Below are 24,694 nucleotides of genomic sequence, written 5' to 3'. Positions count from 1 at the left end.
GACAGAGGATGCGTGAATGAGAGTTGCAATCGTACATTATTGGCTCGTGGGCATGCGAGGCGGTGAGAAAGTCGTCGAAGCCCTGTGCAAGATGTATCCCCAGGCCGATATCTTCACCCACGCCTATGCGCCGGATTCGATCTCGCCCGTCATCAAAGCCCACCGCATCCAGACCTCGTTCATCGGCCGGCTCCCGTTCTCCGCGACGCGCTATAAATCCTATCTGCCGCTGATGCCGATGGCCCTCGAGCAGCTCGACCTGCGCGGGTACGACCTCGTGATCAGCAGCGAGTCCGGGCCGGCCAAGGGCATCATCCCGCCCTCGAACGCGACCCATATCTGCTACTGCCATTCGCCGATGCGCTACGTCTGGAACATGTTCCACGATTACCGCGAGCGGACGGGGTTCCTGAACCGCCTGCTGATGCCGCCGGCCGCGCATTACATCCGGAACTGGGACGCGATCTCGGCGAGCCGAGTCCACGAGTTCGTGGCGAACTCGGCGACCGTGGCGCGCCGGATCGAGACCTATTACCGGCGCAGCGCCACCGTCATCTATCCCCCGGTCGACACCGACGCGTTCGGTCCCGTTCCCGAGCAGGAACGCGGCGATTACCACCTGATGGTCGGCGAGCTGGTCCGCTACAAGCGCCCGGAACTGGCCATCGAAGCGTTCAACCGCCTGCAGAAGCCCCTCGTGGTGATCGGCGGCGGCGAGATGCTGCGCGAGTTGCGAAGCCTGGCCGGCCCGCACGTCACGATGCTCGGGCCGCAACCCTTCGCCGTGCTGAAGCATCATTATGCCCGGTGCCAGGCCCTGATCTTCCCCGGTGAGGAGGATTTCGGGATCGTCCCCGTGGAGGCCATGGCGAGCGGACGGCCGGTGATCGCGTACGGGAAGGGCGGCGCGACGGAGACCGTTCAGGAGGGAGTGACCGGGACCTTCTTCCACGAACAATCGGTGGACGCCTTGATCGCCGCGATCGAGCGTTGCAAAGCCATCGCGCCGAGGCCCGAAGCCCTCGTCGAACGGGCCTCGGAGTTCAGCGTCGAGCGCTTCTCCACGGCGATGGGCCAGTTCATCGACGGCGTCCTCGCACGGGGTTACCAGGGTCACCGCCCTCCGCTGGCCGGCGGACAGCTCGACCTTTTGAATTGAGTTTGCGTCGACCGCCTCGTTTTGAACCCACTCTATTCCTTGGTGCGAAAGATTGATTTCGATGTCTGAGCCTGTCGGTACGGTCTACCCCATGATCCTGTGCGGCGGCACGGGAACGCGCCTGTGGCCGGCCTCCCGCGAGAGCATGCCCAAGCAGTTCGCCCGGCTGGTGGACGCGGAACGCTCGACCTTCCAGGCGACCCTCGCGCGGGTGTCGGATACGGCCGTGTTCGCCAAGCCCACGGTGATCGCCTCGGCCGAGGCCCGGTTCATCGTGGCCGAGCAGTGCAGCCAGCTCGGGATCGGCGCCGACATCCTGCTCGAGCCGCAGGGGCGCGACTCCGCCGCCGCCGTGGCGGTGGCGGCCCTCCACGCCGCCGCGATCGACCCGCAGGCCGTGGTCCTGATCATGGCTGCCGACCACGTCGTGCCGGACACGCAGGCCTTCGTCGACGCCGCCCGGGCGGCTGCCGTCGGCGCGCGGGCCGGCTACACCATGACGCTCGGCATCGAGCCGACCCGGCCGGCCTCCGATTACGGCTACATCCGCCGCGGCGCCCCGATCGCGGAAGCGCCCGGGGCCGCCCGGGTCGAGAAGTTCGTCGAGAAGCCGGACCGTGCCGGCGCCGAGGCGCTGATCGAGGACGGCGCCCTGTGGAACTCGGGCTACTTCCTGTTCCGCGCCGACCTGATGCTGGCCGAACTCGAAGCCTTCGTGCCGGACGTGCTCGAGGCCGCCCGCGCCGCGCTCGACGCGGCCGTGACCGACCTCGACTTCGTGCGCCTGGATGCCGAGGCCTTCGCGCGGGCGCCCAAGATCTCGATCGACTACGCGGTGATGGAGCGGACCGCCCGGGCCGGCGTACTGCCGGTGTCGTTCCCGTGGTCGGATGTCGGGACCTGGGACGCGGTCTGGCAGGTGCTGGATCACGATGCAGAGGGCAACGCGGTGCGGGGCCGGGTCTCGCTGATCGGGACGAAGAACAGCCTGGTCCACAGCCAGGGCGGCGGCCTGACCGCGGTGGTCGGGCTCGAGGACGTGGTGGTCGTGTCGACCCCGGACGCGGTGCTGGTGGCGTCCAAAGCCCGCTCGGGCGAGGTCAAGCAGCTGGTCAACGCCCTGCGGGCCTCGAACGAGCCGGAGGCGGACGCGCATCTGCGGATGTACCGGCCCTGGGGCTGGTACCAGCGGATCGATATCGGCGAGCGCTTCCAGGTGAAGCGGATCCAGGTGGTTCCGGGCGGGCGGCTGTCGCTGCAGAAGCATTACCACCGGGCCGAGCACTGGGTGGTGGTGCGCGGCACCGCCGAGGTGACGGTGGACGACCGGGTTGTGCTGGTCCACGAGAACGAGGCGGTTTATCTGCCGATCGGCTCGATGCACCGGCTGAACAACCCGGGTAAGATCCCGCTGGAGCTGATCGAGGTCCAGGTCGGGTCGTACACGGGCGAGGACGACATCATCCGCGTCGAGGACATCTACGGACGCTGAGCCGGGCGCTCCGGCGTCCCGCAGGCGATGCGATTGAACCGGGCCTGCAGCCGGTCGGAGCCGCGCCCGCCGAGACGGCGCCGAGCGGGGCTCCCGGTTCGGCGCCATCCCCGCTTCGCCGCGCGCCGTATCATCGACGCGCAAACCGCCTTCCCGGCAGGGTCAGGCGCCGATCGCCAGGGCGTCGGTCACCAATCGATCGACCTGCGCATCGCGCTTGGCGTGGCGTATGACGATGCGGGCCGCAGCCCGTGCATTGGCGGCGCGGATGTCACCCTTGGGAGACCCGTCGCGCAGGGCCCGCCAGGCCATGGCGCGAAACCATTGGGCATTGGCCAGGGCGATGGCGCGACGATCGGCGACCGACCCGCAGGCAGGTGGCGCGAGGACAGAGAGGGCGTGCATGGGACCAATCCTGGGCAGCAAAAATACGCCTGCCCGCGAACTGATGGTCTCATGACACGCTGGAACTCCTAGATCAATACTGTTTTCGTGGACTAGCCAAATTCCCGATCACATCCGGTTCTCAAATCAGCAATCGCGGTTCGCTCGCCGGCAAGACTTCACATTTGTGTTTGTTAAGAATTGCCCGAGACGTCATGAACGTCGGCGGATAACAAACGTTCTACGAAGTCCCGGGTTCGATCGAACGCAAGAATGTTGCTCTGCGTTCGGAAAATATAGGCGACCGCAAATATCAGGGCGGCATGAGATCAAGCCCGCGGGAAGCGCGGCTTCTGACACGACCGAAGAATCTGCTCTCCCGTCGAACACTTCGATTACGTGGCTGACCTCTCGCGTCGCGATGCCGGCGGGCGGTTCGTGCGTCACCGACCGAGACCCCGACCGGGCCGGATCGGCGCAGCGGACAGGTCATCCGGCATCGATTGCCGTTCCCTCAACCCCGTGCCGCACCAGGTCTCAACCCGTGGTAGGAGCCCGCCACGTCCTGCCGAGCCGATGACCGATGCTGACCCGCCGCGCGCTCCTGTCCCGCCCGACCCTGGCCGCCGCCTGCGCGGCTGCCGGGAGCCTGGCGATGGCGGGCTACGCGACGGCCTTCGAGCCGCATCGGGTTCAGGTCCGGCACTACCGGCTCTGCCCGCCACGGTGGCCTGCCGGCCTGCGCCTGCGAATTGCGGTCCTCACGGACTTTCACGCCCATCCCCGCTGCATGGGCGTGGACGCGATCACCGAGGTCGTGGCGCGTACCAACGCCCTCGAACCGGACCTCACGGTGCTGCTCGGCGATTACGGCTCCCAGAGCCGGGGCGCCGTCCCGTTCGAGACGGTGGCCGGATGCCTGAGCGGTCTTCAGGCGAAACGGGGGCTCTACGCCATCCAGGGCAATCACGATTGGGGCGACGACCGTGTCGCGCTTTGGCGCGGACACGGCCCGACCCGGGCCGAGCGGGCCCTGCGGGCGGCCGGCATCGTCTTCCTGGAGAACGCGGCCGTGCGGCTCGACGTCCCCACCCCGCTCTGGCTGGTGGGGATCGAGAGCGAGGCGACGCCCGGCCGCCCCCTGGCGCCGGACCAGCTCGACCGGCAGAGGTCGGAGATCCTCGCACAGGTCCTCCGGGGCGTCCCCGCGGACGGCGCCGCGATCCTGCTGGCGCACGAGCCGGACCTGTTCGCCACCGGCCTCGACCCGCGGATCGTGCTGACCCTGTCCGGTCATACCCATGGCGGCCAGGTGCGGATCCTGGGCTGGTCCCCGTGGATCCCGTCGCGCTATGGCTTGCGCTATGCTCACGGCCACATCGTCGAGAGCGAGCGTGACCTGATCGTCTCGGCCGGGCTCGGCTCGCACTTCGTGGCAGGGCGTCCGTTGCGGCTGGGCATCCCGCCCGAGATCGTGGTGGTGGATCTCGGGGCGCAGGACCGGGATGATACCCGGGCCACCCTTACGGTCGGCAGCCCTGCATGACAGGCATGTCTCCGGAATGCGCCCCGAAACTGCGACGCCTACCCCCGGCGAGACCTGCGTCAGTCACCCCAAATCCTGCAATAATTCCGGATTGCGCAAAATAAATGCACCATCCCCGGTGTGGTGAAGCCGTATTGTCGTTATATTGCCTTATCTGGACCGGCGAATAAGTCCGGAGAGAAAACGTCAAGCTTTCGCGGGCATACCGGTGCCGTGAAGGCGCTTGAGAGGACACGATCATGCATTGGACAGCCGTGATCCTCGCCGCCTACGCGCTCGGTCTGGTCGAGTTCTGGCGTCTGTGCCGCGACGCCCCGATCATGCAGGACGAGGCCGCAAGGGCGCTCGCGACGGAGTTGGAGACCGGTTCGGCCTAAGCGAGTGCGTCGAGGCGGGAGCCATGGGCGGCCCCGGATCGGTCCGGACTCAGCTGAGAAGCCGCGTCATCGCCCAGCCTAGGATTCCGATCCAGCCCACCACCACCAGCAGAACCACGACCAGGATCGCAGTCGAGCCGAAGCGGGCGAACAGGCGCTGAACCACGCTGCGCTCGGGACCGGTCGGCCGCGTCTCGCTCTCCAACATCTTTCCTGGTCCAGCCTTCGCTCTACGCTGGGAAGCGACGGCTTCCCGAGCATGTTCCGTGACGCCGTCTTAGCGTGCTTCCCGGGGACAGGGCCCGGAAGACTGCAACCCGGTCAACGGCGGGCCGCACGCGATCGCACCATGATGCGCGCTGGTTCAGAATCGTCGTGGTCCGGCGGTGCGGCGTGCGTGCCAAGCGGCGGCCCGGCACCACAGCGCGTCCGGGAGCCGGTACAGCCGCACCACGCCCGCCATCCCGGCCAGCAGCAGCAGGACCAGATACGCCAGCCCGTTCAGCAGCCGGCCCGGCAGCGCCTCCGGCTCGGCCCGGTCGTACCAGAGCGGGTCGGCGTCCCAGTGCGGATCGTTCTCGTCCAAGACTGAACCCCCTCCGCCGCGGACACGGGCGCGGCCCCTGCAGTTCGCAATCGGTTGACCAAACGGAGGCGCCGGGCCGCACTCACCGCTCGCCCGGCAGCGGCCGCAGCAGGGCGCCGAGCAGGAAGCCGAGCTGGCCGCAGACCAGCAGCGCCGCGCCCCGCCGCAGGCTGCCGCCCGCGCTCAGGTGGTGGATGTGGAACCCGTAGGCCAGCTCGGCCGCCACCACCGGCAGGAACACCGGAAGGCCCCAGACCGAGCCGAACCGCCCGAGACCGACCCCGAGCAGCGCGTTCAGCAGAAGGCCCTTCATGACCGGCCCGCCGCATCACCCCGGGTCCCGGGATGCGCACGCCAGGACACGCCTGCGCTACTTGCTGCCGCGCTGGGCGAGCACGGCCGGGACGGTGCGCAGCATGATCGCGATGTCCCGGCGCAGGCTCCAGCGGCTGGCGTAGTCCAGGTCGAGCGCCACGCGCTCGGCGTAGCTGGTGTCGGAGCGGCCCGAGACCTGCCACAGCCCGGTGACGCCGGGCGGCACGGCAAAGCAGGTCGAGAACGCCCGGCCGTAGCGGGCGACCTCGGCCTGCACGATCGGGCGCGGGCCGACCAGGCTCATCTCGCCGCGCAGCACGTTCCACAGCTGCGGCAGCTCGTCGAGCGAGGTCTTGCGCAGCACCTGGCCGATGGCGGTGATGCGCGGATCGTCGGAGAGCTTGTGCGTGGCGGCCCACTCGGCCCGGGCGCTCGGGCTGGCGGCCAGGTGCGCGGCCAGCACGCCCTCGCCGTCCGTGACCATCGAGCGGAACTTCAGGCAGCCGAAGCTGCGTCCGTCCCGGCCGAGCCGCATGTGCCGGAAGATCGGCGCCTTGCGGTCGCCGGCCCAGACCAGCACGGCGATCAGCAGCATCAGCGGCAGCAGCAGGAACAGCGCGGTCGCCGCCACCCCGATGTCGAGCCCGCGCTTGGCCGCCCAATCCAACCGAAGCCCGCGCGCCACGAACGGCGTCTCCGGGAGCACCGCCTCAGCCACGGCCTCCGCCGCCTCGCTCACCTGACCGGCAATCTGATCGGCCACGTTCGACATCTCAACCCTATGGTGCGGCGCAGAGGCGCCCTCGGATCTCTGGGATTCAGTACGACCCTGCATGGGCTCAGCTCCTCGGTTGAGGCCAATGGCGGGTGGTTAATGATTAGTTACTTCGGGCCTTATAGACGGGCCAAAATGGGCTGACAAGCTGTCATATATTTTAATTAGCCCCCTTAAACAGGTTATCTTTGTAAAAAAACGCATATGTGGCGGGGATTAAGCCGCTACGCGCGGGGTTGTCGGGCGAACCTGACGTTCAGTAGTTGCTACGGAATCCCCGAGGCGGTCCGGCCGAAACAACGGTTCGAACAACAACTTACGCAATGCTGGATTCTGCATCGCACAATCGCGCTCGGCATACCTGGCGGGTACCGGCAACGGGTCGAAACGGACGGTCCTCAGCGCATGCTGCACTGCCGCGACACCCCAAACGAACAACGGGCCGAAACCGTTGCATTTGATCGAACCGAACAGCTCGACGACCCGTCTCCGGTTGCCCACCGCAGACGGAGGAAGACCACCGTGACTGCGAACGCGGAACGAACAACTGTTTCGATTCAAACACTTACGGCGACGTGACGCTTCGGACCCCAGGCGCCCCAGCCCGTCGCCGACCCAGAACCATGGGAACCGCAACGGCCCTCACGATGCGGCACGGCGGCACGCGGATCGCGCGGGCAGTGCCGCGAACCCGGATGCGGACTGTGCGCGATCACACCTGCTCGATGCGATAGCCGGCTGACCGACATGGCCTTTCATCGGCCATATTGCGGATGCTTGCCATGCGAATACCGATTTCGGCCGGATATGCCGCTAAAACGGAGCTTTTCACATCAAAATTTTCGCGCGTTATTGCGGATTCAGAAACGAATGGCATCCTGCCGATATGAAGCTCGCGAGACCCGCCATGAGTCTATCGCGCCGGCAAAGCGCCCTGTTGCAACTATTCGTGGGGCCGTTGCTCTGGATCGCTCCGGCGAAAGCCGACATGCGTATCGAGGCTGCGAAAATCACCGCCGGCGACCTCTGGGTGCTGGGCAATGCCGGTGAACCCGATGCCGAGATCACCCTGGACGGCAAGTTCTCGCAGCGTACCGATACCCGCGGTTATTTCGAGTTTCACGTGGTCTATCATCCGGCCACTTGCATCGCGACGCTGAGGACGTCCAAGCAGGCGCGCAGCATTGTGGTTGGGGAATGCGGCCAGCAGGCTCTGGGGCTCCCGGGTCCGCCCGGTCCGCGCGGCGAGGCGGGCATCAGGGGTGAGCCCGGTCCGCCGGGCGCGATGGGACCGCCCGGCACGCCGGGCGCCGACGGCCTCGTGGGCGCGCAGGGCGAGCGCGGCCCGCAGGGTCCAGAAGGTCCAGTGGGCAGTGCGGGACCCGCAGGGCCGCCGGGCCCACGCGGGCCCCAGGGGGCTCCAGGACCGACTGGGAAGGCCGCACCATCGAGTGCCGCCTACAAGGCCAAGCCGTCGCCGACCCTCACGGGTTCGGTAACGAGGTCCCGCGCGCCGCGGCCGCAGCAGGAGCCCGGACAGGGCGCCGGCGACGCCGCGCCCTCGGAGCCGGGCGCGGGCGTCGCCGCAGACGATCGCTATTGATGCGTCTCCGGCGGCCGCGTCCGAGAAAGGGCGGCGACGGTTCGTCGGCATCCCTTCGCTGCGCCGTAGACGTTCGGGGATCGGATTGGCTGCATCGGCGCATCCCGGCTCCGAGACGGCGGCCGGCCCCGGAGTTTATGGGTGCCCGTCGCGTTTCGATGGTCCCGGGGATCCGACGGGCCGCGCCCCGGCCCACCGGTTCGACGCCGGCCGTGCGGAACACCCGCATCCCCCTCGCAACAAGGCCGGTTTCGCGCGTGCGGGACCGTCTTTTCACCCGGCGCTGCGCTCTGCCGAAGCCCTCCGCCAAGGCGGTGCGCCGTGTGTCACCTTAATGCCCCAACGCGCCACATTTCGACGCCGACGCCGGGCAAGCCCGAGCCAAACCGGCGGATTTGCGCTAAGCGTGACGGTGGGGCGGGCTTGATCGGATCCCTGCGTAACGCCGTACCTTGGCCGTTTTCGTGGCGGACATCCGGACCGTTATAAAGACCGCAAGGGCTTGTTATCGTGACAATACGTCCACCAGCGAGTTGCCCCACGCTCCGAGTGATCGGCATGGCGTCCGGCCTCGCGATCCTGGCCACGAATCCGTCTCTTGCCGAGACCTTGGAGAGCGCTCTCTCCAAGGCTTACCAGGGCAATCCGTCTCTGAATGCCGGCCGCGCCGGCGTCCGAGCCATCGACGAGAACGTCGCCATCGCGCAGGCGGGCTACCGGCCGCAGGTCAATGTCGGCGCCTCGATCGGCGTACAGTATCTGCAGACCCGCAGCGGCAGCAGCGTCTCGGCGGCCGCCGGGGCGACCAGCACCGGCGCGAGCACCGCCAGCACGGGAACGACCGCTGGGGGGACGACGGGCGCGTCCGGCGCCTCCGGCCTCGGGGGCGCGAGCGCGGGCGGCACGACCGGGATCGGGGTGGGCACTGCCGCGGGCGGGCTCGGCAGCACCGGCACATCGGCCGGCGGCCTGGCCTCGAACACCGCCGGCCAGTCGGCCGGCGGCGCGACCACGACCAACGACGTGACCTCCCAGGTCGTCACATCGAACCGGACGACGCGCACCACCTATCTTCCGAGCAGCGCGAGCCTGACCGTCTCGCAGACGATCTTCAACGGCTTCCAGACCGACAACACCGTCCGCCGGGCCGAGTCCACCGTCTACAGCCAGCGCGAGACCCTGCGGTTCACCGAGATCACGGTGCTCTACAACGCCGTCCAGGCGTATATGAACGTGCTGAGCAACACGGCGACGCTGGAACTCAACCGGAACAACGTCGAGGTCCTTGAGGAGCAGCTGCGCCAGACGCGCGACCGCTTCAACGTCGGCGAGGTGACCCGCACCGACGTGGCCCAAGCAGAGGCCCGGCTCGCCGGCGCCCGCTCCCAGGTCAGCGCGGCGGAATCGACCTTGCGCACCAGCATCGGCGTCTACCGGCAGAATATCGGCGTCGAGCCGCGCCAGCTGGCGCCGGGCCGTCCCCTGGACCGGTACGTTCCGGTCAGCCTCGACGCGGCCATCGCCATCGGCTTGCGCGAGCATCCGCAGGTCGTGTCGGCGATCCACGCGGTCGACGGCGCCGAGGCCCAGGTCAAGATCCTGGAGGGCCAGCTCGCGCCGACCCTCAGCCTGCAGGGCTCGCTCAGCCAGCTCTACGACCAGAACGGACCGAACCAGAGCTTCTTCGTCGGGTTCGTGGGCGGCCGGCTCAACATCCCGATCTACGAAGGCGGCCAGACCTACGCGCAGATCCGGCAGGCCAAGGAGACGGTCGGCCAGTACCGCATCCAGGTCGATCAGGTCCGCGACCAGGTGCGGGCGCAGATCGTCGATTTCTGGGGTCGCCTCGAGGCCGCCAAGGCGCAGGTCATCGCCGCCCAGGCGCAGGTCCAGGCCAACGAGGTGGCGCTGAACGGCGTGCGTGAGGAGGCCCGCGTCGGCCAGCGCACCACCCTGGACGTGCTCAACGCGCAGCAGGAACTGCTGAATTCGCGGGTGAACCTGATCCTGGCCCAGCGCGACCGGGTGATCTTCTCCTACGGCGTGGTCCAGTCGATCGGGCAGCTCACCGCCCGCTTCACCGCCCTGCCGGTGGAGTACTACAGTGCCAAGATCCACTACGATCAGGTCAAGGATCTGTGGTTCGGCCTGCGCACCCCGGACGGACGCTGAGGTCTTTTCCCAGGGGAGTGTGGTGCAGGCGCGCTTGCCGCGACGAATTGGCATGGAATACTGTTTGACGACCGGCCCGATCGGGTCATCCTCCGAACATCCCATGCCCGAGCGCGCCTGTTGATGAGTGCAGCGAGCCCCAAGATCCCGGACTCGAAATTCCAGGATAAGGCTGCCGATAAGGCGCATGAGCCTTCGATGGAGGAGATCCTCGCCTCGATCCGAAGGATCATCGCGGACGATCAGGCGGCCAAGCCCGCCGAGATCGCGCCGGTGCCCGAACCCGAGCCGGACGACGTGCTCGACCTCGCCGAGGTCGCCGAGCCGGTCATCCGGCCCCGCGCCGTGGCCCCGCCGGAGCCGCCCCCGCCCCCCCTCGACTTCGACGCGATCGACTTCGAGGACGAGGCGTTCGCCGAGCCGGAGCCCGAGCCCGAGCCGCCGCCCGCGCAGCCGAGCCCGCAGCCGCAGCCGGTCTTCCAGGCGCCGCCGCGGCCGGAGCCGGAGGCCGAGACCCTGGTCTCGGCGGCGACCGACGCCAGCGTCAACGGCGCCTTCAACCTGCTGGCCCACACGGTCCTGACCCAGAACGCCCGCACGCTCGAGGACCTGGTCAAGGACATGCTCCGGCCGATGCTCAAGTCCTGGCTGGACGACAACCTCCCGGCCGTGGTCGAGCGGCTGGTCCGGGCCGAGATCGAGCGGGTCTCGCGCGGCCGCTGAGCGCCCCGCCCTCCGGCATCGGGCCTGCCCGGTGCCGGGTGTGTGTTGACGGACGCGGCCTGACGGTCGAAAGCGGGTCCAACCCTGTTGGACGAGCGCCGGCCCATACCTGCGATGATGGACAAGACCTTCGAGCCCGCCTCCGTCGAGGCGCGGATCTCCGCCGCCTGGGCGGACGCGGACGCCTTCCGCGCCGGCCGGCCCGAGCGCGCCGGAGCGCCCCCCTACTGCATCGTGATCCCGCCGCCGAACGTGACGGGCTCGCTGCATATGGGCCACGCCCTCAACAACACGCTCCAGGACGTGCTCTGCCGGTTCGAGCGGATGCGCGGCAAGGACGTGCTCTGGCAGCCCGGCACCGACCACGCCGGCATCGCCACCCAGATGGTGGTGGAGCGCCGGATGATGGAGCGCCAGGAGCCGGGCCGCCGCGAGATCGGCCGCGCCGCCTTCGTGGAGAAGGTCTGGGCCTGGAAGGCCGAATCCGGCGGCGCCATCGTCAACCAGCTGAAGCGGCTCGGCGCGTCCTGTGACTGGTCGCGCGAGCGCTTCACCATGGACGAGGGCCTGAGCCGCGCCGTGCTCAAGACCTTCGTGGACCTGCACCGCCAGGGCCTGATCTACCGCGACAAGCGGCTGGTGAACTGGGATCCGAAGTTCCAGACCGCGATCTCGGACCTGGAGGTCCAGCAGATCGAGACGAAGGGCCATCTCTGGCACTTCGACTATCCGATCGTCGACGCGAACGGGGCCGAGACCGGCGAGGTCATCACGGTCGCCACCACGCGGCCCGAGACGATGCTGGGCGATACCGGCATCGCGGTCCACCCGGAGGACGCGCGCTACACGGCGCTGGTCGGCAAGCAGGTCCGCCTGCCGCTGGTCGGCCGCCTGATCCCGATCGTCGCCGACACCTATTCCGACCCCGAGAAGGGCACCGGCGCGGTCAAGATCACGCCGGCCCACGACTTCAACGACTTTGACGTCGGCCGGCGCTGCAACCTCGGGGTGATCAACATCCTCGACCCCGAGGGCCGTATGCTGCTCGACGGCAACGCGGCGTTCCTCGCCGACACTTCGCCCGAGCCCGAGGCCCTGGCGCTGCACGGCCTCGATCGGGCGCGGGCGCGCAAGGAGGTCGTCGCCTTGATGGAGGCGCGCGGCCGCCTGCGCGCGGTCGAGCCCAACACCCATGCGGTGCCGCACGGCGACCGCTCGGGCGTTGTGATCGAGCCCTATCTCACCGATCAGTGGTACGTGAACGTCAAGCCGCTGGCCGAGCGCGCGCTCCAGGCGGTGCGTGACGGACAGACCAAGTTCGTCCCGGAGAATTACGAAAAGACCTTCTTCCAGTGGCTCACCAACATCGAGCCCTGGTGCATCTCGCGCCAGCTCTGGTGGGGCCACCAGATCCCGGTCTGGTACGATGACGCCGGCGGGATCTTCGTGGCCGAGAGCGAGGCCGAGGCCCTGGCGCTGGCCGAGGCCAAGCACGGCGGCCCCGTGGCGCTGACCCGCGACGCGGATGTCCTCGACACGTGGTTCTCCTCCGCGCTCTGGCCGTTCTCGACCCTGGGCTGGCCGGATTCGACCCCGGAATACGCCCGCTATTACCCAACCAACGCCCTGGTGACCGGCAAGGACATTCTGTTCTTCTGGGTCGCCCGGATGATGATGATGGGCCTGCACCTCACCGATCGGGCGCCGTTCGAGACGGTCTACCTGCACACGCTGGTGCGCGACGCCTCCGGCGCGAAGATGTCGAAGTCGAAGGGCAACGTCGTCGATCCCCTCGAGCTGATCGATCAAGTTGGGGCGGACGCCCTGCGCTTCACCCTGTGCGCGCTCGCCGTCCAGGGTCGCGACATCAAGCTCTCGGCCGATCGGGTCCAGGGCTACCGCAACTTCGCGACCAAGCTCTGGAACGCCGCCCGCTTCGCCGAGCTGAACGGCTGCCAGCTCGATCCCGCCTACGACCCGCGGGCGATCACCGGGGCGATCAACCGCTGGGCGCTCACCGAGGCCGCGCGCGCCGTGGGTGAGGTCACGTCGGCGCTCGAAGCCTACCGGTTCAACGACGCGGCCGGCGCCGCCTACCGGTTCGTCTGGAATATATTCTGTGATTGGTACCTCGAACTCGCCAAGCCGGTTCTGCAGGGCGAGAACGTCGATCCGGCCGTCCGGGCCGAGACCCAGGCGACGGTGGCGTTCCTGATCGATCAGGTCGCCAAGCTGCTCCATCCGTTCATGCCGTTCCTCACGGAGGAACTCTGGGCGATTAAGGGCGCCGCGGTCCCCGAGCGCGGCCTCCTGGCACTTGCGGCCTGGCCAGATCTCGCAGGCCTCGCGGATGCCGACGCCGAGGCCGAAGTCGGCTTCGTGGTCGACCTCGTCAGCCAGGTGCGCTCGGCCCGCTCCGAGACCAGCGTCCCGGCCGCGGCGCAGATCCCCCTGGTGATGGTCGGGGCCTCCCCGGAGGTGCGGACCCGGATCGAGGCCTGGCGGGACACGCTGCTGCGCCTGGCCCGGCTCTCGGAGATCACGGTCTCGGAGACGCCGCCGAAGAACGCGGTGCAGCTCCTCGTGCGCGGCAGCGTCGCGGCCCTGCCGCTCGAAGGCATCGTCGACCTCGCCGGCGAGGTCGCGCGCCTGAAGAAGGAGCAGGGCAAGGCGCAAGGGGAGATCAAGAAGGTCGACGCCAAGCTCGGCAACGCCGATTTCGTCGCCCGCGCCCCCGAGGATATCATCGAGGAGAACCGCGAGCGCCGGGAGGCCGAGTCCGCGCGGCTGGTGAAGATCGAGGAGGCGCTGGCCCGGTTGAGCGGGGGCTGATCGCTTCGCTCACAGCGAGTTCGCACCGAGCCCATTCAAGGTGTTTGCAGCAGCGGTCGGCATATCACTGCCCCGCTTGGCCGGTGACCCATGGGTCTTTGCAAAGGCCGTTCTGAAAACAGCTTCGTCATCCCGGGGCCGCGAAGCGGAGCCCGGGATCCAGAACCATTATCGAATTGGTGACTTGCGCCGTCCGCGGCTCTGGATCCCGGGCTCGCCTACGGCGCCCCGGGGAAGACAGGGTAGCAGCTGAAGCGTCTGCGGAAACTCGGAATCTCTCGAGGGAGGATGCCCCTCTGCGACCCGGTTCTATCCTTCCGTGCCGCCGTCGCGGCTGTTACCCTGGTGAGAGATCGGCGCATGCCGTCGAACCTGGCCTGTGCGGTCCGAAACGCTCGATCCCATTGTCAAAGCTCCTCGCGGACAAACCAATCCAAAAGCCTCGGACGGACTGCGTGCACTGCCAGCGGCCGTGTCCTTCGGGAACCCGCGGCATCTCGACAACGAACCACCGAGCAGCGGTCGAGCGCGGTTCGGCATGGAAAACGACATCATATGATGTCATAATCGATGCTTCGCTGGGGAGAACGTGATGCGGACGACGATCAACCTAGACGATGATTTGCTTGCTAAGGCGCAGCACTACACAGGCATCACGGAGAAGTCGGAACTCGTCCGTGAGGCCCTGCGCGCGCTGGTCCAGCGTGAGGCGTCCCGGCGCATGATCCTGCTTGGGGGGAGCGATTCGAACGCCCAGGCCGGGACGCGCCGACGCTCCGAACCGTGATCATCATCGATACGAACATCTGGATCGATCACCTCGCGGCGACGGATCCATCCGTCACCGCGATCCTGACCGACATGAGCCAGCGTGTTCATCCCTTCGTCATCGGCGAACTGGCGCTGGGCAGCATCCGCGACCGCGAACGCGTCATCGCGACCCTGGAAGACATGCCGCCGGCCGACGTCGCGGCCCACGATGAAGTCATGCTCCTGATCGCGGAGCACGCGTTGCACGGCCTCGGCATCGGCTATGTGGACGCACATCTCCTGGCATCGGCGAAGCTGATGCCGGGCTCCCGAATATGGACACGCGACAGACGCCTGGCCGCGGTGAGCGAACGGCTCGGGGTGTCATACCGAGCGGTCCAGTAGGGCGGCAAGCCCGGCGAGGCGTTTTCAGCGACGGGTACCGAGGGGACCCGCGAACGGGTTGGGCGCGCTCACGCTGCCATACGAATCGCTGCTCGCGCTGCCGAAACCGTCGCCCGTCGGGCCGCGCGGGTGGGTGGAATAGTCGGGCGGCACGTAGATCCCGGCCCGGTTCCGATAGCCCGCCTTAAGGTTGTCCAGTTTTCCGTCAGCAACGCCGTCCTCGTAGCGCCGCGTATCGACCGCCTCCATGGAATGGGACGTCGCTCGCGCGGGCTTCAGCTTGGTCCGATCGCCGACAGCCGGCTTTTCGTTGAAATAGTTCCGATAATCCGAGTACCCATCGGCTGCCATAGCGGCGGTTACCGAACCCAACAGCAGGACCACAGCAAACATCGCCTTCATCACCCGATCCTCACGCATCTCACGCGACACCAGCCGGCAGAGCCAAAGGTTGTAGCCGCCTGCCGGAGTCGATCGGACTGTAGCGCGACATCCCGAGCGCGCGGTGACACGTGGCACGCGCGGCGGATTTCGCCCCGAGCCGCCCCCCAAACACGGCTCCGCCAGGCTACAGTCCGAGAGCCGGCCATGGCCGCCGCGGCCCGGATCGGCGCACATGTCCAAACCGTAATTTGACCGCCACGCGGGGGTCAGGCGCCGCCCGTTAGACCGATCGCATCGAACGCCGCGTCCCCCGGCGTCGCCCCGATCCGTTTCAAGAGGTTGCGATTCCCATGACCGAGACCCGTCCCCAAAGCTCGCTGTCCGGCCGGACCTCGCGCCGCGCTCTCGCCTCGGTGGCTGCTGCCGCGCTGATCGCCGGCGGAGCCCTCGGCACCACCCTGCCCTCCGTGACCCCCGCCTACGCCCAGGCCCTGCCCAAGACCCCGATCGAGGCTCCGGAGCACCCGCCCGGCTCGTTCGCCGGCATCGTCAACAAGGTGAAGCCGGGCGTCGTCTCGGTGAAGGTCAAGCTCGACGACTCGGCGCCGGGCGAGGATGAGGATGGCCCCGGCCAGGGCCGCAACCTCCAGAACGTGCCGCCGCAGCTGCGCGAGTTCTTCCGTCGCTTCGGCCAGAACGGTCCGGGCGGCCAGCCCCAGCCGCAGCAGCGCCAGGGCTCCCGCGGCGCGGTCGGCTCCGGCTTCATCATCTCGGCCGACGGCTACGTGGTGACCAACAACCACGTGGTCGACCACGCCAAGACCGTGCAGGTGACCCTCGACGACGGCCGCACCCTCGACGCGAAGGTGATCGGCAAGGATGCCAAGACCGATGTCGCGCTCCTGAAGATCAATGAGGGCTCGAACTTCCCCTACGTCCAGTTCGGCAAGACCGCCCCGCAGGTCGGCGACTGGGTGGTGGCGATCGGCAACCCGTTCGGCCTCGGCGGCACCGTCACGGCCGGCATCGTCTCGGCCCGCGGCCGCGACATCGGCGCCGGCCCGTACGACGACTTCCTGCAGATCGATGCCCCGATCAACAAGGGCAATTCCGGCGGCCCGACCTTCAACGTCAACGGTGAGGTGGTCGGCGTGAACACCGCCATCGCGTCCCCGTCGGGCGGCAGCGTCGGCCTGGCCTTCGCGATCCCGGCCGAGACCGTGCAGGCGGTGGTCGATCAGCTTCGCACCGACGGCAAGGTCGCCCGCGGCTACCTGGGCGTGCAGATCCAGCCGGTGACGCAGGACATCGCCGACGGCCTCGGCCTCGACAAGGCGAAGGGCGCCCTGGTGGACCACGCCGAGAACGGCACCCCGGCGGCCCAGGCCGGGCTGAAGGCCGGCGACGTGATCGAGAAGGTCAACGGCGACACGGTGGACAGCGCCCGGGAGCTCTCACGCCGGATCGCCGGCATGAAGCCCGGCGCCAAGGTCGAGCTGAGCTATCTCCGGGGCGGCAAGACGGACACCGCGACGGTGACGCTGGGCGCCATGCCCACCGACGGCACCAAGGTCGCCACCCGCGACGACGATTCGGGCAACGGCCAGCCGCGGCTCGGCCTGAACCTCGCGCCGGCCGCCGATGTCGGCCTGTCCGAGCAGGGCGTTGCCGTGGTGCAGGTCGATCCCGACGGTCCGGCCGCCGCTAAGGGCATCGAGGCCGGCGACGTGATCCTGGACGTAGGTGGCCAGAGCGTCACCCGCCCCTCCGACGTCGCCGCGCAGATCCGCACGGCGGAGTCGAGCGGCCGCAAGGCGGTGCTGATGCGGGTGAAGAGCAGCAAGGGCCAGACCCGCTTCGTGGCGGTGTCCCTGAGCAAGAAGGCCGGCTAACGCCGATTCAGACCCGGCGCGGGGATTTTTCCCCCGCGCCGCCTCGTGTTTCCTCCCACCTGACGCTGGCCGAATAAGCCGGCGTCTTTTTCTGTTCTGGCATCGGGTTCGATGCGCCACCGGATGTCTCCCGGGGCATGGGTGCAGCACCGAGCAATCGCGGACCTGTCAGCCGGACACCGAATGAGGCGGCACCGGAATCCCGAGCCCCGGTCCCAACCGCATGCGGCACTTGCCGAGGGCCGCAAAGGCCGCGTTCGAATCACGGGCCAACCGCATCAGGTCGCCAATCCTGGCCCGTCCCCGGGCAAAAGCAAAAAAGACCGCGGCGATGTCGGGCTCGCCGTCCGGGGTGAGCGCTTGGGCCGCGAAGGCCGGGAGCGCCTGGTGGGCGGGATCGCAGATCACCCGCAGGGCCGCGAAGGGCAGGCCGTGGCGGCCCGCGAAGGCGGCGGCGACGTGGGATTCCATGTCGACGGCGGCGGCGCCGGTCAGGGCGCGCAGGTCCGCCTTGCCGTCGACCCCGAGTACGGCGGTGTCGACGCCGGCGAGGTCGGCCGGGATGACCCGGGGGCCGATGCCCGCCAGGGCGTTGAGCAGCGTGGCGGAGAGGTCGAGGTCGACGGCGCGCCGGCCTTCCTCGCCGATGACCCCGGTACCCACCACCACGTCGCCGGGCTTCAGGGACGGGTCGAGGCCGCCCGCGATACCGAAGCTGATCACCGCGCGGCAGCCCGGTTGCGGGCGCGCGTCGAGGAGCTGACGCAGGCGGTGCGGGTTGCCGCCGGCTCCGACCGCCTCGACCCCCTCCCCGGCCGCAAGACGGCGCTCGCGGGCGAGACCGGTGACGGCGAGGACGGGCGCGGCAGGATCGATCATCGCGCGCTGGTGGACCAGTCCGGCGAGCTCCGCAAGGAGCCGCGAACGCCGAGGGGCAGGCGCCGCGGGATCGTCGTCGGAGGAAGCCACGTGCGGGATACCGGGGTTCGCGGGCGGAAGGAGTCTTGCGATCCGCTCCGGCGTCGTCCCGAACGGTGGCGCCGGCCCGAGGGTCGGCGCCGGAAGCGTCACATGCCGAACTGGACGCGCCGGCTGTTGGTGCGCTTCAGGTTGCGGAACCGCGCCATCGCCCAGAGCGGGAAGAACTTCGGGTAGCCATGGTACCGCAGGTAGAACACCCGCGGGAAGCCCGTGGCGGTGTAGCGCTCCTCGTTCCAGAACCCGTCCGCGCCCTGCGTGCGGGTCAGGAAGTTGATGCCGCGGGTCACCGCCGGGTCGTCGACCGCACCGGCCGCCATCAGGGCCAGAAGCGCCCAGGCGGTCTGCGAAGCCGTGGACGAGCCCGCCTCGAAGGCCGGATCGATCTTGTAGGATGAGGCGTCCTCGCCCCAGCCGCCATCCGGGTTCTGAATCCGGATCAGCCACGACACCGAGCGCTGGATCCGCGGATCGGCGGAATCGACCCCAGCAGCGTTCAGGGCGCACAGCACCGACCAGGTGCCGTAGATGAAGTTCATGCCCCAGCGGCCGTACCAGGAGCCGTCCTCCTCCTGGTCGTTCAGCAGGTAGTTCACGCCGCGGTCGAGCGCCCGGGAGGTCTCCCGGGTCTCGCCGAGCTGCGCCAGCATCCCGACGACGCGGGCGGTGACGTCCGCGGTCGGCGGGTCGAGCAGCGCGCCGTGGTCCGAGAACGGGATGTGGTTGAGGTACATGTGGTTGTTGTCGGCGTCGAACGCCGCCCAGCCACCGTCCTCCGACTGCAGGCCCTCGACCCATTCGCGGGCGCGGGCGATCGAGGCCTTGTAGTCCGGCATGCCGGCGACCAGCCCATGCTGGTGCATCGCCCGGTCCATGGCCATCACCACCACGGCGGTGTCGTCGAGATCGGGGTAATGCGCGTTGGCGTACTGGAACGCCCAGCCGCCGGGGCGGACCTTCGGCTTGCGCGCCGCCCAGTCGCCGACGATGTCGAGCACCTGGCGGGGCTTCAGCCAGTCGAGCCCGGCGCGGGCCTGCGCCTCGGCCTCGGGGCTGCCGGCCTCCAGCAGGGCGTGGGCGGCCAGCGCCGTATCCCAGACCGGGGAGACGCAGGGCTGGACGTAGGCCTCGTCGGCCTTCTCGACCACCAGCTTCTCGATGGCGTCGCAGGCGACCCGGACCTGCGGGTGATCGGGCCGGTAGCCCATCACCTCGTACATCAGCACCGAGTTGACCATGGCGGGGAAGATCGCCCCCAGGCCATCCTCGCCGTTCAGGCGCTCGCTGACCCAGGCGCGAGCCTTCTCCATGGCGCGCTGCCGGCTCTTGCGCGGCAGGCGGTCCTCGACCAGCTGCAGCATCCGGTCGATGAAGCCGAAGATCGGCGTCCACGGCCAGGTCGCGTGCGGGGAGCCCGGCCAGGTGCGGACGCTCTCGGGCGGCGTGATGAACAGCTCCTGGACGCTGATCCCACGCGGGTTGCGGGCGCGCGGCTTGGTCGCCTGGAGCACGAACAGCGGCACCACGGTGGTGCGGGCCCAGTAGCTGATCTTGTCGAGGTGGAACGGGAACCACTTCGGCAGGAACATCACCTCCACGGGCATCACCGGCACGGCGCGCCAGGGCACCTCGCCGTAGAGCGCCAGCATGAAGCGGGTGAAGACGTTGGCGTTGGCCGCGCCGCCGCGGGACAGGATCGCCTCGCGGGCCCGGCGCATGTACGGCGCCTCGATGTCCTCGCCGATCATCTTGAGGGCGAAATAGGCCTTGACCGTGCAGCTCATGTCGAACGGCCCCTCGTGGACGAGGGCCCAGCCGCCGTGCCGGCCTTGGGTGCGGCGCAGGTAGTTGCCGATCTTGGCCTCGAGGCCTTCGGGCACGGGCGTGCCGCGGAAGTGGTGGAACAGGACGTATTCGGACGGAATCGTGGCATCCGCCTCGAGCTCGAAGCAGATATGCCCGTCATCGTGCGCCAGGTTGATCAGCGCGCGCGTCGCCTGCGCCACGCCGCGCTCGACGTCGTCGAGCGAGATCCCCTGGGTCTTCGAGCGCTGAAGCGGCTCGACCTTGCTTACGGCCTCTCTCATGGTCCTCGCCTCGAACGGCCGCTGCGTTGCGGCCGCCATGCCTCAAGCGGCGCCCAATGCGCCCGATACCGGCGCGCGTAACCCGCCGCGCACGGACGATCCGTGATGCAGCGCACGCGCGGCCGTCTTGCCCGAGCGGATCGCTCCCTCGATCGTCGATGGCAGACCGGTGGCGGTCCAATCGCCTGCCAGGACGAGATTCTCGTAGGCGGTTTCGGCCCCCGAGCGACGCGCGGCCTCGGCCGGCGTCGCCGCGAAGGTCGCACGCTTCTCCTTTACGATCTGCCAGCTGGGCAGTTCCGGGGCAAGACTGCACAACTGTGCGATCTCACCCCAGATCTGGCGGGCGAGGTCTTCCCGGGGCACGTCGAGCAGCCGATCGGCACCGCTAATCGTGACCGAGTACCGGTCAGGATAGGCGAAAAGCCACTCCGTCAGGGAGTTTACGACGCCGAGGACCAGCGGGCTGCCGGTCCTCGGCGCAAGTGCGAAGTGCGCATTCACGATAGATCGGAATTCCACCGGGGCGAGGAGACCCGGCAACACTTCGCGGGCTACCCAGGGCGGCAGGGCGAGCACGATGCCATCGTCGGGGCCGATCGCCTCCGGGCCGTCGGAAAACAGCAGCTGCCCGATTCGGCCGTCGGCGCCATCGAGGCCGCGCAGGCGCCGGCCGACGCGGATCTCGCAGCCGCGGGCGCTCAGGTAGCGCAGGGCCGGGTCCACGAAGGCGTAGGACAGGCCCTCCACCGCCACCAGCGGGCGGCAGGCCTTGCCGCCGGCGCCGAGGGTCTCGCGCAGGATCCGGGCGGCCAACCCGACATCGCTGTCCCGGGGCTCGGTGTTGAGCGCGGCCAGCAGGACCGGGTGCCAGAGCCGGGCGTAGAGGTCGCCCTCGCACGCCATGCTGTCGCCGATCGTGCCCCCGGCGCCCTCGGGCTTGCCCGAGGCGGCGCGCAGGATCCCGAGCGGGGCGAGGTAATCCCGGGCGCGGGTGCCGGGCACGCGGCGGGACGGGCTCATCACCCACCAGGGCAGCCGCCCGGCATTCGGGCGCAGGCACCAGCGTTCGCCGGTCTTCAGGTCGGCGAAATCGAAGGCCGCCTCGTCGGGCCCGGTGAGCGCGTCGGCGGGGGCGCCGACGGTCTTGAGGAAGCCCAGGGCGTCGGCGTTGCCAGACAGCAGCAGGTGGTTGCCGTTGTCGATCGTCAGGCCCAGGGCCGGGTCGTAATAGGAGCGGCAGCGCCCGCCGGCCTGCTTGGCGGCCTCGTGCAGCACCACCCGGGCACCGGTCTCGGCCAGCGCGACGGCGGCGGAGAGGCCGGCCAGCCCGGCCCCGACGACGTGGACGATTCCCATCAGACCAAACCGTGCCGGAGGACGACGGCGAGCAGCGCCAGCTTGCCGGGCTTGACCCGGGCGCGGGGCATCGCCCAGCCGCGTTCGAGCACCGCCTTCAGGTAGAGGTGATAGGCAGCGGCCATCAGCCGGGCGGCCTTGGTCGCCTTGCGGGGGCTGCGCCGGATGATCTCCCAGGTCGCCTGGTAATGATCCTCGGCCTCGCGTGCGAGCGAGATGCACACCTCGCCGATGCGCGGATGGCCGACCGCCTGCGCCGGGGTGGGATCGGCCAGCCCGATGGCGGCCAGCTTCTCGCGGGGCAGGTAGAGGCGGCCGCGCTCGGCATCCTCGTCGATGTCCCGGAGGATGTTGGTGAGCTGGAGCGCCCGGCCCTGGTGCCAGGCGAGCCGGATGCCGTCCGCCTCCGGCATGCCGAAGATCCGCACGGACAGGCGGCCGACCGCGCTCGCGACCCGGTCGCAATAGAGGTCGAGGGTCTCGGCATCGGGGGCCACGATGTCCGCGACGGCATCCATGGCCATGCCGTCGATCACCGCCTGGAAATCCTCGCGCTTCAGGTCGTAGCGGCGCACCGGCTCGACGAGGTCGCGCACCCGCGCGGCCGGACGGCCGGCATAGAGGGCGTCGATGTCGGCGCGCCAGCGGTCGAGCTCGACCTGCCGCACAGCCCGTGTCCCGCCATCGTCGGCGACGTCGTCGACGGAGCGGCAGAAGGCATAGACGGCATACATCGCCTCGCGCCGCTCCTTCGGGAGCAGGCGCATGGCGGTATAGAACGACGAGCCGGCGGCCGGCAGGGCCGGGGCGGCCGCGTCCTGATCGGGGATGGGGGTCGCGGTGGCACTCACGAGCGGATTCCCTGGGCCGCGCCCCGCACGATCCGGCCCCGGAAGGGCCGGCGCGCCAGGGTGGCGGCGACGCCGCCGAGCGCGGTGAGGGCGAAGGCGGCCTTGCCGTGATGGACTTTGTCCGAGAGCGGATCGCGCGTGGTCAGACCCTTGGCGAGCACCACGGCGAGCCGATGGATCGCGGCGATCTCCAGGGAGAGCCGCAGGTCGTCGATCAGGTCCGGCAGGGCCGAGCCCTCGTCGAGGAGGTCGAGGCAGCGTTGCGCCAGCTCGGCGATCACCGCCCGGAGGTGCGGGGTCGCCTTCGGCGCGCCCAGCATCGCCACGGTCGCGCCGTGCCGGTCGAGGGCATCCTGCGGGATGTAGACCCGGTCGAGCCCGGAAAAATCCTTGCCGCAATCCTGGAGGTGATTGATGATCTGGAGCGCCGCGCAGATCGCGTCGGAGGCCTTATAGACCCGGGCCGGATCCTCGCCGTGGACGTCGAGCACGAAGCGCCCGACCGGCATCGCCGAGTAGCGGCAGTAATGGATCAGCTCGTCCCAGTTCGCCGTACGGTTCTTGCGCGCGTCCATCCGGAACGCGTCGAGCAGTTCGAGCGCGTGGCGGGGCGGCAGGCCGCGGGCGGCGAGTTCACGCTTGAGCGGCTCGGCCTCCGGGTCGGAGGGGCCGGCGCCGGTGAGCGCGTCGGCCAGCTGGTCGAGCAGCGCGAGCTTGCGCTCGGACGCGAGGTCCGCGTGGTCGGCCACGTCGTCGCCGGCGCGGACGAAGTTGTAGAACGCCAGGATCGCCCCGCGGTGGCGCGGATGGATCAGGTGCGAGGCGACCGGGAAGTTCTCGTCGCGGTGCCCCTTGCCGGAGCGTGCCGCGGTCGCGGTGTCGAGCTTGCTCATCCGAGATACCCGGCCTGGCGGAACCACGCGATCGCGTCTGACAAGCCCTCACGATAGGGCCGCGCGGTGTAGCCGAGTTCCTGGCGCGCCTTCCGGTCCGAAAAGAACATCCGATAGCGGGACATGCGGATGCCGTCGATCGTGGCGAACGGCTGGCGGCCGGTGACCCGGGCGGCGAGCTGGGCGAAGAACGCCACCGGGTAGACGGCGGCTCGCGGCAGGCTCACGGTCGGGGGCTTGCGCCCGACCATGCCGGCGATGTCGGCCAGCATCTGCGACAGGAACACGTCCTCGCCGCCGAGGATGTAGCGCTCGCCGATCCGGCCCCGGCGCAGAGCCAGCAGGTGGCCGTGGGCCACGTCGTCGACATGGGCGAGGTTGAGCCCGGTATCCACGAAGGCCGGCATCTTGCCCAGCGCCGCTTCCTGGATGATCCGGCCGGTGGGCGTCGGCTTCACGTCCCGGGGGCCGATCGGCGTCGACGGGTTGACGATCACCGCCTGCAGCCCGTCCCGGGCGATCATCTCCTCGACCACGCGCTCGGCCACGACCTTGCTGCGCTTGTAGGCGCCGATGGCGGTCTCGGGCGTCAGCGGCATGGTCTCGTCGGAGGGCGTGACCCCGTCGGCCGGCGGCTTGATGGTGGCGACGCTCGATGTGTAGACCACCCGCTCCACGCCTGCATCGAGGGCCGCGCGCATCATCAGGCGAGTGCCGTCGCGGTTGGTGCGGACGATCTCCTCCATATCCGGTGCCCAGAGCCGGTAATCGGCCGCGGCGTGGATCAGGTAGCGCTGGCCGCGCAGGGCGGCGGCCACGGCCGCCGGGTCGCGCATGTCGCCTTCGGCGATCTCGACATCGGTCCAGGTCAGGTTCCGGCGCGGGCTCGTGGCGCGCACGAGGATGCGCACCGGGAAGCCGGCCCGGCGGAACACGTCGACCAGGGCTGAACCGAGGAACCCGCTCGCGCCGGTGATCAGCACGGGGCCGACCTCGGACGGGCCGGAGGAAGTGGCCTCTACCATCGCGTGTCTAAAGCGTTGCGGGATGCCGGCGCGGGCGGGGAACCCCGCCGCGCCGCGCTTGTGTCATCGAACCGCCCGGGCGGCAAGCGAAGGGCGGACCCGGCTC

At 69.2% G+C, this 24,694-nt stretch carries 23 protein-coding genes; 11 read left to right on the top strand and 12 right to left on the bottom strand.

All coding sequences use genetic code 11. From position 1 onward, the window contains the following. Positions 1-16: 16 nt before the first annotated feature. Positions 17-1,159 carry a glycosyltransferase gene (locus ACYQPG_RS08985; protein WP_461230756.1) on the top strand — a complete coding sequence of 381 codons (1,143 nt, stop codon included), beginning with the start codon at positions 17-19 and terminating at the stop codon, positions 1,157-1,159. Positions 1,160-1,220: 61 nt separating this feature from the next. Further along, positions 1,221-2,651 carry a mannose-1-phosphate guanylyltransferase/mannose-6-phosphate isomerase gene (locus tag ACYQPG_RS08980; protein WP_447674922.1) on the top strand — a complete coding sequence of 477 codons (1,431 nt, stop codon included), beginning with the start codon at positions 1,221-1,223 and terminating at the stop codon, positions 2,649-2,651. A 162-nt stretch (positions 2,652-2,813) separates the two neighbouring features. On the opposite strand, the gene ACYQPG_RS08975 is transcribed toward ACYQPG_RS08980, so the two are convergent. After that, the gene (locus ACYQPG_RS08975; RefSeq protein ID WP_147910636.1) at positions 2,814-3,056 is read right to left on the bottom strand and encodes a hypothetical protein; all 243 of its coding nucleotides are present in this window, start codon (positions 3,054-3,056) and stop codon (positions 2,814-2,816) included. A gap of 562 nt (positions 3,057-3,618) precedes the next feature. Here ACYQPG_RS08975 and ACYQPG_RS08970 point away from each other — a divergent pair. Both ACYQPG_RS08970 and ACYQPG_RS08965 read left to right on the top strand, forming a co-directional pair. Continuing rightward, on the top strand, positions 3,619-4,581 hold the full coding sequence (locus ACYQPG_RS08970; RefSeq protein WP_461230755.1) for a metallophosphoesterase: 963 nt from the start codon (positions 3,619-3,621) through the stop codon (positions 4,579-4,581). A gap of 239 nt (positions 4,582-4,820) precedes the next feature. Beyond that, positions 4,821-4,958 carry a hypothetical protein gene (locus tag ACYQPG_RS08965; RefSeq protein ID WP_187193540.1) on the top strand — a complete coding sequence of 46 codons (138 nt, stop codon included), beginning with the start codon at positions 4,821-4,823 and terminating at the stop codon, positions 4,956-4,958. A gap of 49 nt (positions 4,959-5,007) precedes the next feature. Here the strand turns inward: ACYQPG_RS08965 and ACYQPG_RS08960 are convergent, their stop codons facing one another. The 4 genes from ACYQPG_RS08960 to ACYQPG_RS08945 all read right to left on the bottom strand — a co-directional run bounded on the left by ACYQPG_RS08960 (position 5,008) and on the right by ACYQPG_RS08945 (position 6,631). Continuing rightward, complete coding sequence (locus ACYQPG_RS08960) at positions 5,008-5,166, bottom strand: hypothetical protein (protein ID WP_461230754.1); 159 nt, start codon at positions 5,164-5,166, stop codon at positions 5,008-5,010. A 156-nt stretch (positions 5,167-5,322) separates the two neighbouring features. Next, positions 5,323-5,544: a hypothetical protein gene (locus ACYQPG_RS08955; protein WP_461230753.1), complete on the bottom strand. Its 222-nt coding sequence runs from the start codon at positions 5,542-5,544 to the stop codon at positions 5,323-5,325. Between the two features lie 82 nt (positions 5,545-5,626). Then, positions 5,627-5,857, bottom strand: coding sequence for a hypothetical protein (locus ACYQPG_RS08950; protein ID WP_147910639.1), 231 nt, complete (start codon positions 5,855-5,857; stop codon positions 5,627-5,629). A gap of 57 nt (positions 5,858-5,914) precedes the next feature. Continuing rightward, on the bottom strand, positions 5,915-6,631 hold the full coding sequence (locus ACYQPG_RS08945; RefSeq protein ID WP_461232439.1) for a sugar transferase: 717 nt from the start codon (positions 6,629-6,631) through the stop codon (positions 5,915-5,917). Positions 6,632-7,622: 991 nt separating this feature from the next. Between ACYQPG_RS08945 and ACYQPG_RS08940 the strand changes: the two genes are divergently transcribed. The 6 genes from ACYQPG_RS08940 to ACYQPG_RS08915 all read left to right on the top strand — a co-directional run bounded on the left by ACYQPG_RS08940 (position 7,623) and on the right by ACYQPG_RS08915 (position 15,119). Beyond that, on the top strand, positions 7,623-8,237 hold the full coding sequence (locus tag ACYQPG_RS08940) for a collagen-like protein (RefSeq protein ID WP_461230752.1): 615 nt from the start codon (positions 7,623-7,625) through the stop codon (positions 8,235-8,237). A 558-nt stretch (positions 8,238-8,795) separates the two neighbouring features. Further along, entirely contained in the window at positions 8,796-10,409 is a 1,614-nt protein-coding gene (locus ACYQPG_RS08935; protein ID WP_147940772.1) for a TolC family outer membrane protein, read from the top strand. Positions 10,410-10,607: 198 nt separating this feature from the next. Next, complete coding sequence (locus ACYQPG_RS08930; protein ID WP_461230751.1) at positions 10,608-11,132, top strand: PopZ family protein; 525 nt, start codon at positions 10,608-10,610, stop codon at positions 11,130-11,132. A 114-nt stretch (positions 11,133-11,246) separates the two neighbouring features. After that, positions 11,247-13,964 (top strand): valine--tRNA ligase, encoded by a 2,718-nt coding sequence (locus ACYQPG_RS08925; RefSeq protein ID WP_461230750.1) that lies wholly within the window; start codon positions 11,247-11,249, stop codon positions 13,962-13,964. A gap of 592 nt (positions 13,965-14,556) precedes the next feature. Further along, entirely contained in the window at positions 14,557-14,751 is a 195-nt protein-coding gene (locus ACYQPG_RS08920) for a type II toxin-antitoxin system VapB family antitoxin (protein ID WP_147853926.1), read from the top strand. Continuing rightward, positions 14,748-15,119 carry a type II toxin-antitoxin system VapC family toxin gene (locus ACYQPG_RS08915; protein ID WP_147910324.1) on the top strand — a complete coding sequence of 124 codons (372 nt, stop codon included), beginning with the start codon at positions 14,748-14,750 and terminating at the stop codon, positions 15,117-15,119. Before ACYQPG_RS08920 ends, ACYQPG_RS08915 begins: the two co-directional genes overlap by 4 nt. Positions 15,120-15,143: 24 nt before the next feature. Here ACYQPG_RS08915 and ACYQPG_RS08910 read toward each other — a convergent pair whose 3' ends face one another. Then, positions 15,144-15,521, bottom strand: coding sequence for a hypothetical protein (locus tag ACYQPG_RS08910; RefSeq protein WP_147910325.1), 378 nt, complete (start codon positions 15,519-15,521; stop codon positions 15,144-15,146). Positions 15,522-15,853: 332 nt separating this feature from the next. Here ACYQPG_RS08910 and ACYQPG_RS08905 point away from each other — a divergent pair, with 332 nt between their 5' ends. Further along, positions 15,854-17,395, top strand: a complete 1,542-nt coding sequence (locus ACYQPG_RS08905) for a Do family serine endopeptidase (protein ID WP_147910326.1) — start codon at positions 15,854-15,856, stop codon at positions 17,393-17,395. 168 nt (positions 17,396-17,563) lie between these two features. Here the strand turns inward: ACYQPG_RS08905 and ACYQPG_RS08900 are convergent, their stop codons facing one another. The 6 genes from ACYQPG_RS08900 to hpnA form a co-directional block, all read right to left on the bottom strand. Continuing rightward, positions 17,564-18,274 carry a phosphorylase gene (locus ACYQPG_RS08900; RefSeq protein WP_461230749.1) on the bottom strand — a complete coding sequence of 237 codons (711 nt, stop codon included), beginning with the start codon at positions 18,272-18,274 and terminating at the stop codon, positions 17,564-17,566. Positions 18,275-18,462: 188 nt separating this feature from the next. Continuing rightward, a complete protein-coding gene (gene shc, locus ACYQPG_RS08895) occupies positions 18,463-20,460 on the bottom strand; it encodes a squalene--hopene cyclase (protein ID WP_147910328.1) in 1,998 nt (665 codons plus the stop codon). Positions 20,461-20,502: 42 nt separating this feature from the next. Continuing rightward, entirely contained in the window at positions 20,503-21,819 is a 1,317-nt protein-coding gene (gene hpnE / locus ACYQPG_RS08890) for a hydroxysqualene dehydroxylase HpnE (protein ID WP_147941240.1), read from the bottom strand. Then, positions 21,819-22,670: a presqualene diphosphate synthase HpnD gene (gene hpnD, locus ACYQPG_RS08885; RefSeq protein ID WP_419829212.1), complete on the bottom strand. Its 852-nt coding sequence runs from the start codon at positions 22,668-22,670 to the stop codon at positions 21,819-21,821. Before hpnD ends, hpnE begins: the two co-directional genes overlap by 1 nt. Further along, positions 22,667-23,563, bottom strand: coding sequence for a squalene synthase HpnC (gene hpnC, locus ACYQPG_RS08880; RefSeq protein ID WP_419829211.1), 897 nt, complete (start codon positions 23,561-23,563; stop codon positions 22,667-22,669). The genes hpnD and hpnC overlap by 4 nt, the downstream gene beginning before the upstream one ends. Continuing rightward, a complete protein-coding gene (gene hpnA / locus ACYQPG_RS08875; RefSeq protein WP_147910332.1) occupies positions 23,560-24,588 on the bottom strand; it encodes a hopanoid-associated sugar epimerase in 1,029 nt (342 codons plus the stop codon). The genes hpnC and hpnA overlap by 4 nt, the downstream gene beginning before the upstream one ends. Positions 24,589-24,694 lie beyond the last annotated feature (106 nt).

It is taken from the genome of Methylobacterium sp. CM6246 (assembly GCF_054818005.1).
This window is presented reverse-complemented; position numbering and strand designations above follow the sequence as displayed.

What these genes read in the sequence shown, in the direction of transcription:
- ACYQPG_RS08910 (WP_147910325.1), bottom strand. Translation starts at nt 15,521, where the DNA reads ATGAAGGCGATGTTTGCTGTGGTCCTGCTGTTGGGTTCGGTAACCGCC.
- hpnC (WP_419829211.1), bottom strand. Translation starts at nt 23,563, where the DNA reads ATGAGCAAGCTCGACACCGCGACCGCGGCACGCTCCGGCAAGGGGCAC.
- ACYQPG_RS08900 (WP_461230749.1), bottom strand. Translation starts at nt 18,274, where the DNA reads ATGATCGATCCTGCCGCGCCCGTCCTCGCCGTCACCGGTCTCGCCCGC.
- ACYQPG_RS08940 (WP_461230752.1), top strand. Translation starts at nt 7,623, where the DNA reads ATGCGTATCGAGGCTGCGAAAATCACCGCCGGCGACCTCTGGGTGCTG.
- ACYQPG_RS08930 (WP_461230751.1), top strand. Translation starts at nt 10,608, where the DNA reads ATGGAGGAGATCCTCGCCTCGATCCGAAGGATCATCGCGGACGATCAG.
- hpnA (WP_147910332.1), bottom strand. Translation starts at nt 24,588, where the DNA reads ATGGTAGAGGCCACTTCCTCCGGCCCGTCCGAGGTCGGCCCCGTGCTG.
- ACYQPG_RS08980 (WP_447674922.1), top strand. Translation starts at nt 1,221, where the DNA reads ATGTCTGAGCCTGTCGGTACGGTCTACCCCATGATCCTGTGCGGCGGC.
- ACYQPG_RS08975 (WP_147910636.1), bottom strand. Translation starts at nt 3,056, where the DNA reads ATGCACGCCCTCTCTGTCCTCGCGCCACCTGCCTGCGGGTCGGTCGCC.
- ACYQPG_RS08935 (WP_147940772.1), top strand. Translation starts at nt 8,796, where the DNA reads ATGGCGTCCGGCCTCGCGATCCTGGCCACGAATCCGTCTCTTGCCGAG.
- ACYQPG_RS08970 (WP_461230755.1), top strand. Translation starts at nt 3,619, where the DNA reads ATGCTGACCCGCCGCGCGCTCCTGTCCCGCCCGACCCTGGCCGCCGCC.
- ACYQPG_RS08905 (WP_147910326.1), top strand. Translation starts at nt 15,854, where the DNA reads ATGACCGAGACCCGTCCCCAAAGCTCGCTGTCCGGCCGGACCTCGCGC.
- ACYQPG_RS08925 (WP_461230750.1), top strand. Translation starts at nt 11,247, where the DNA reads ATGATGGACAAGACCTTCGAGCCCGCCTCCGTCGAGGCGCGGATCTCC.
- ACYQPG_RS08985 (WP_461230756.1), top strand. Translation starts at nt 17, where the DNA reads ATGAGAGTTGCAATCGTACATTATTGGCTCGTGGGCATGCGAGGCGGT.
- hpnE (WP_147941240.1), bottom strand. Translation starts at nt 21,819, where the DNA reads ATGGGAATCGTCCACGTCGTCGGGGCCGGGCTGGCCGGCCTCTCCGCC.
- ACYQPG_RS08945 (WP_461232439.1), bottom strand. Translation starts at nt 6,631, where the DNA reads ATGTCGAACGTGGCCGATCAGATTGCCGGTCAGGTGAGCGAGGCGGCG.
- ACYQPG_RS08960 (WP_461230754.1), bottom strand. Translation starts at nt 5,166, where the DNA reads ATGTTGGAGAGCGAGACGCGGCCGACCGGTCCCGAGCGCAGCGTGGTT.
- ACYQPG_RS08920 (WP_147853926.1), top strand. Translation starts at nt 14,557, where the DNA reads ATGCGGACGACGATCAACCTAGACGATGATTTGCTTGCTAAGGCGCAG.
- ACYQPG_RS08950 (WP_147910639.1), bottom strand. Translation starts at nt 5,857, where the DNA reads ATGAAGGGCCTTCTGCTGAACGCGCTGCTCGGGGTCGGTCTCGGGCGG.
- shc (WP_147910328.1), bottom strand. Translation starts at nt 20,460, where the DNA reads ATGAGAGAGGCCGTAAGCAAGGTCGAGCCGCTTCAGCGCTCGAAGACC.
- ACYQPG_RS08965 (WP_187193540.1), top strand. Translation starts at nt 4,821, where the DNA reads ATGCATTGGACAGCCGTGATCCTCGCCGCCTACGCGCTCGGTCTGGTC.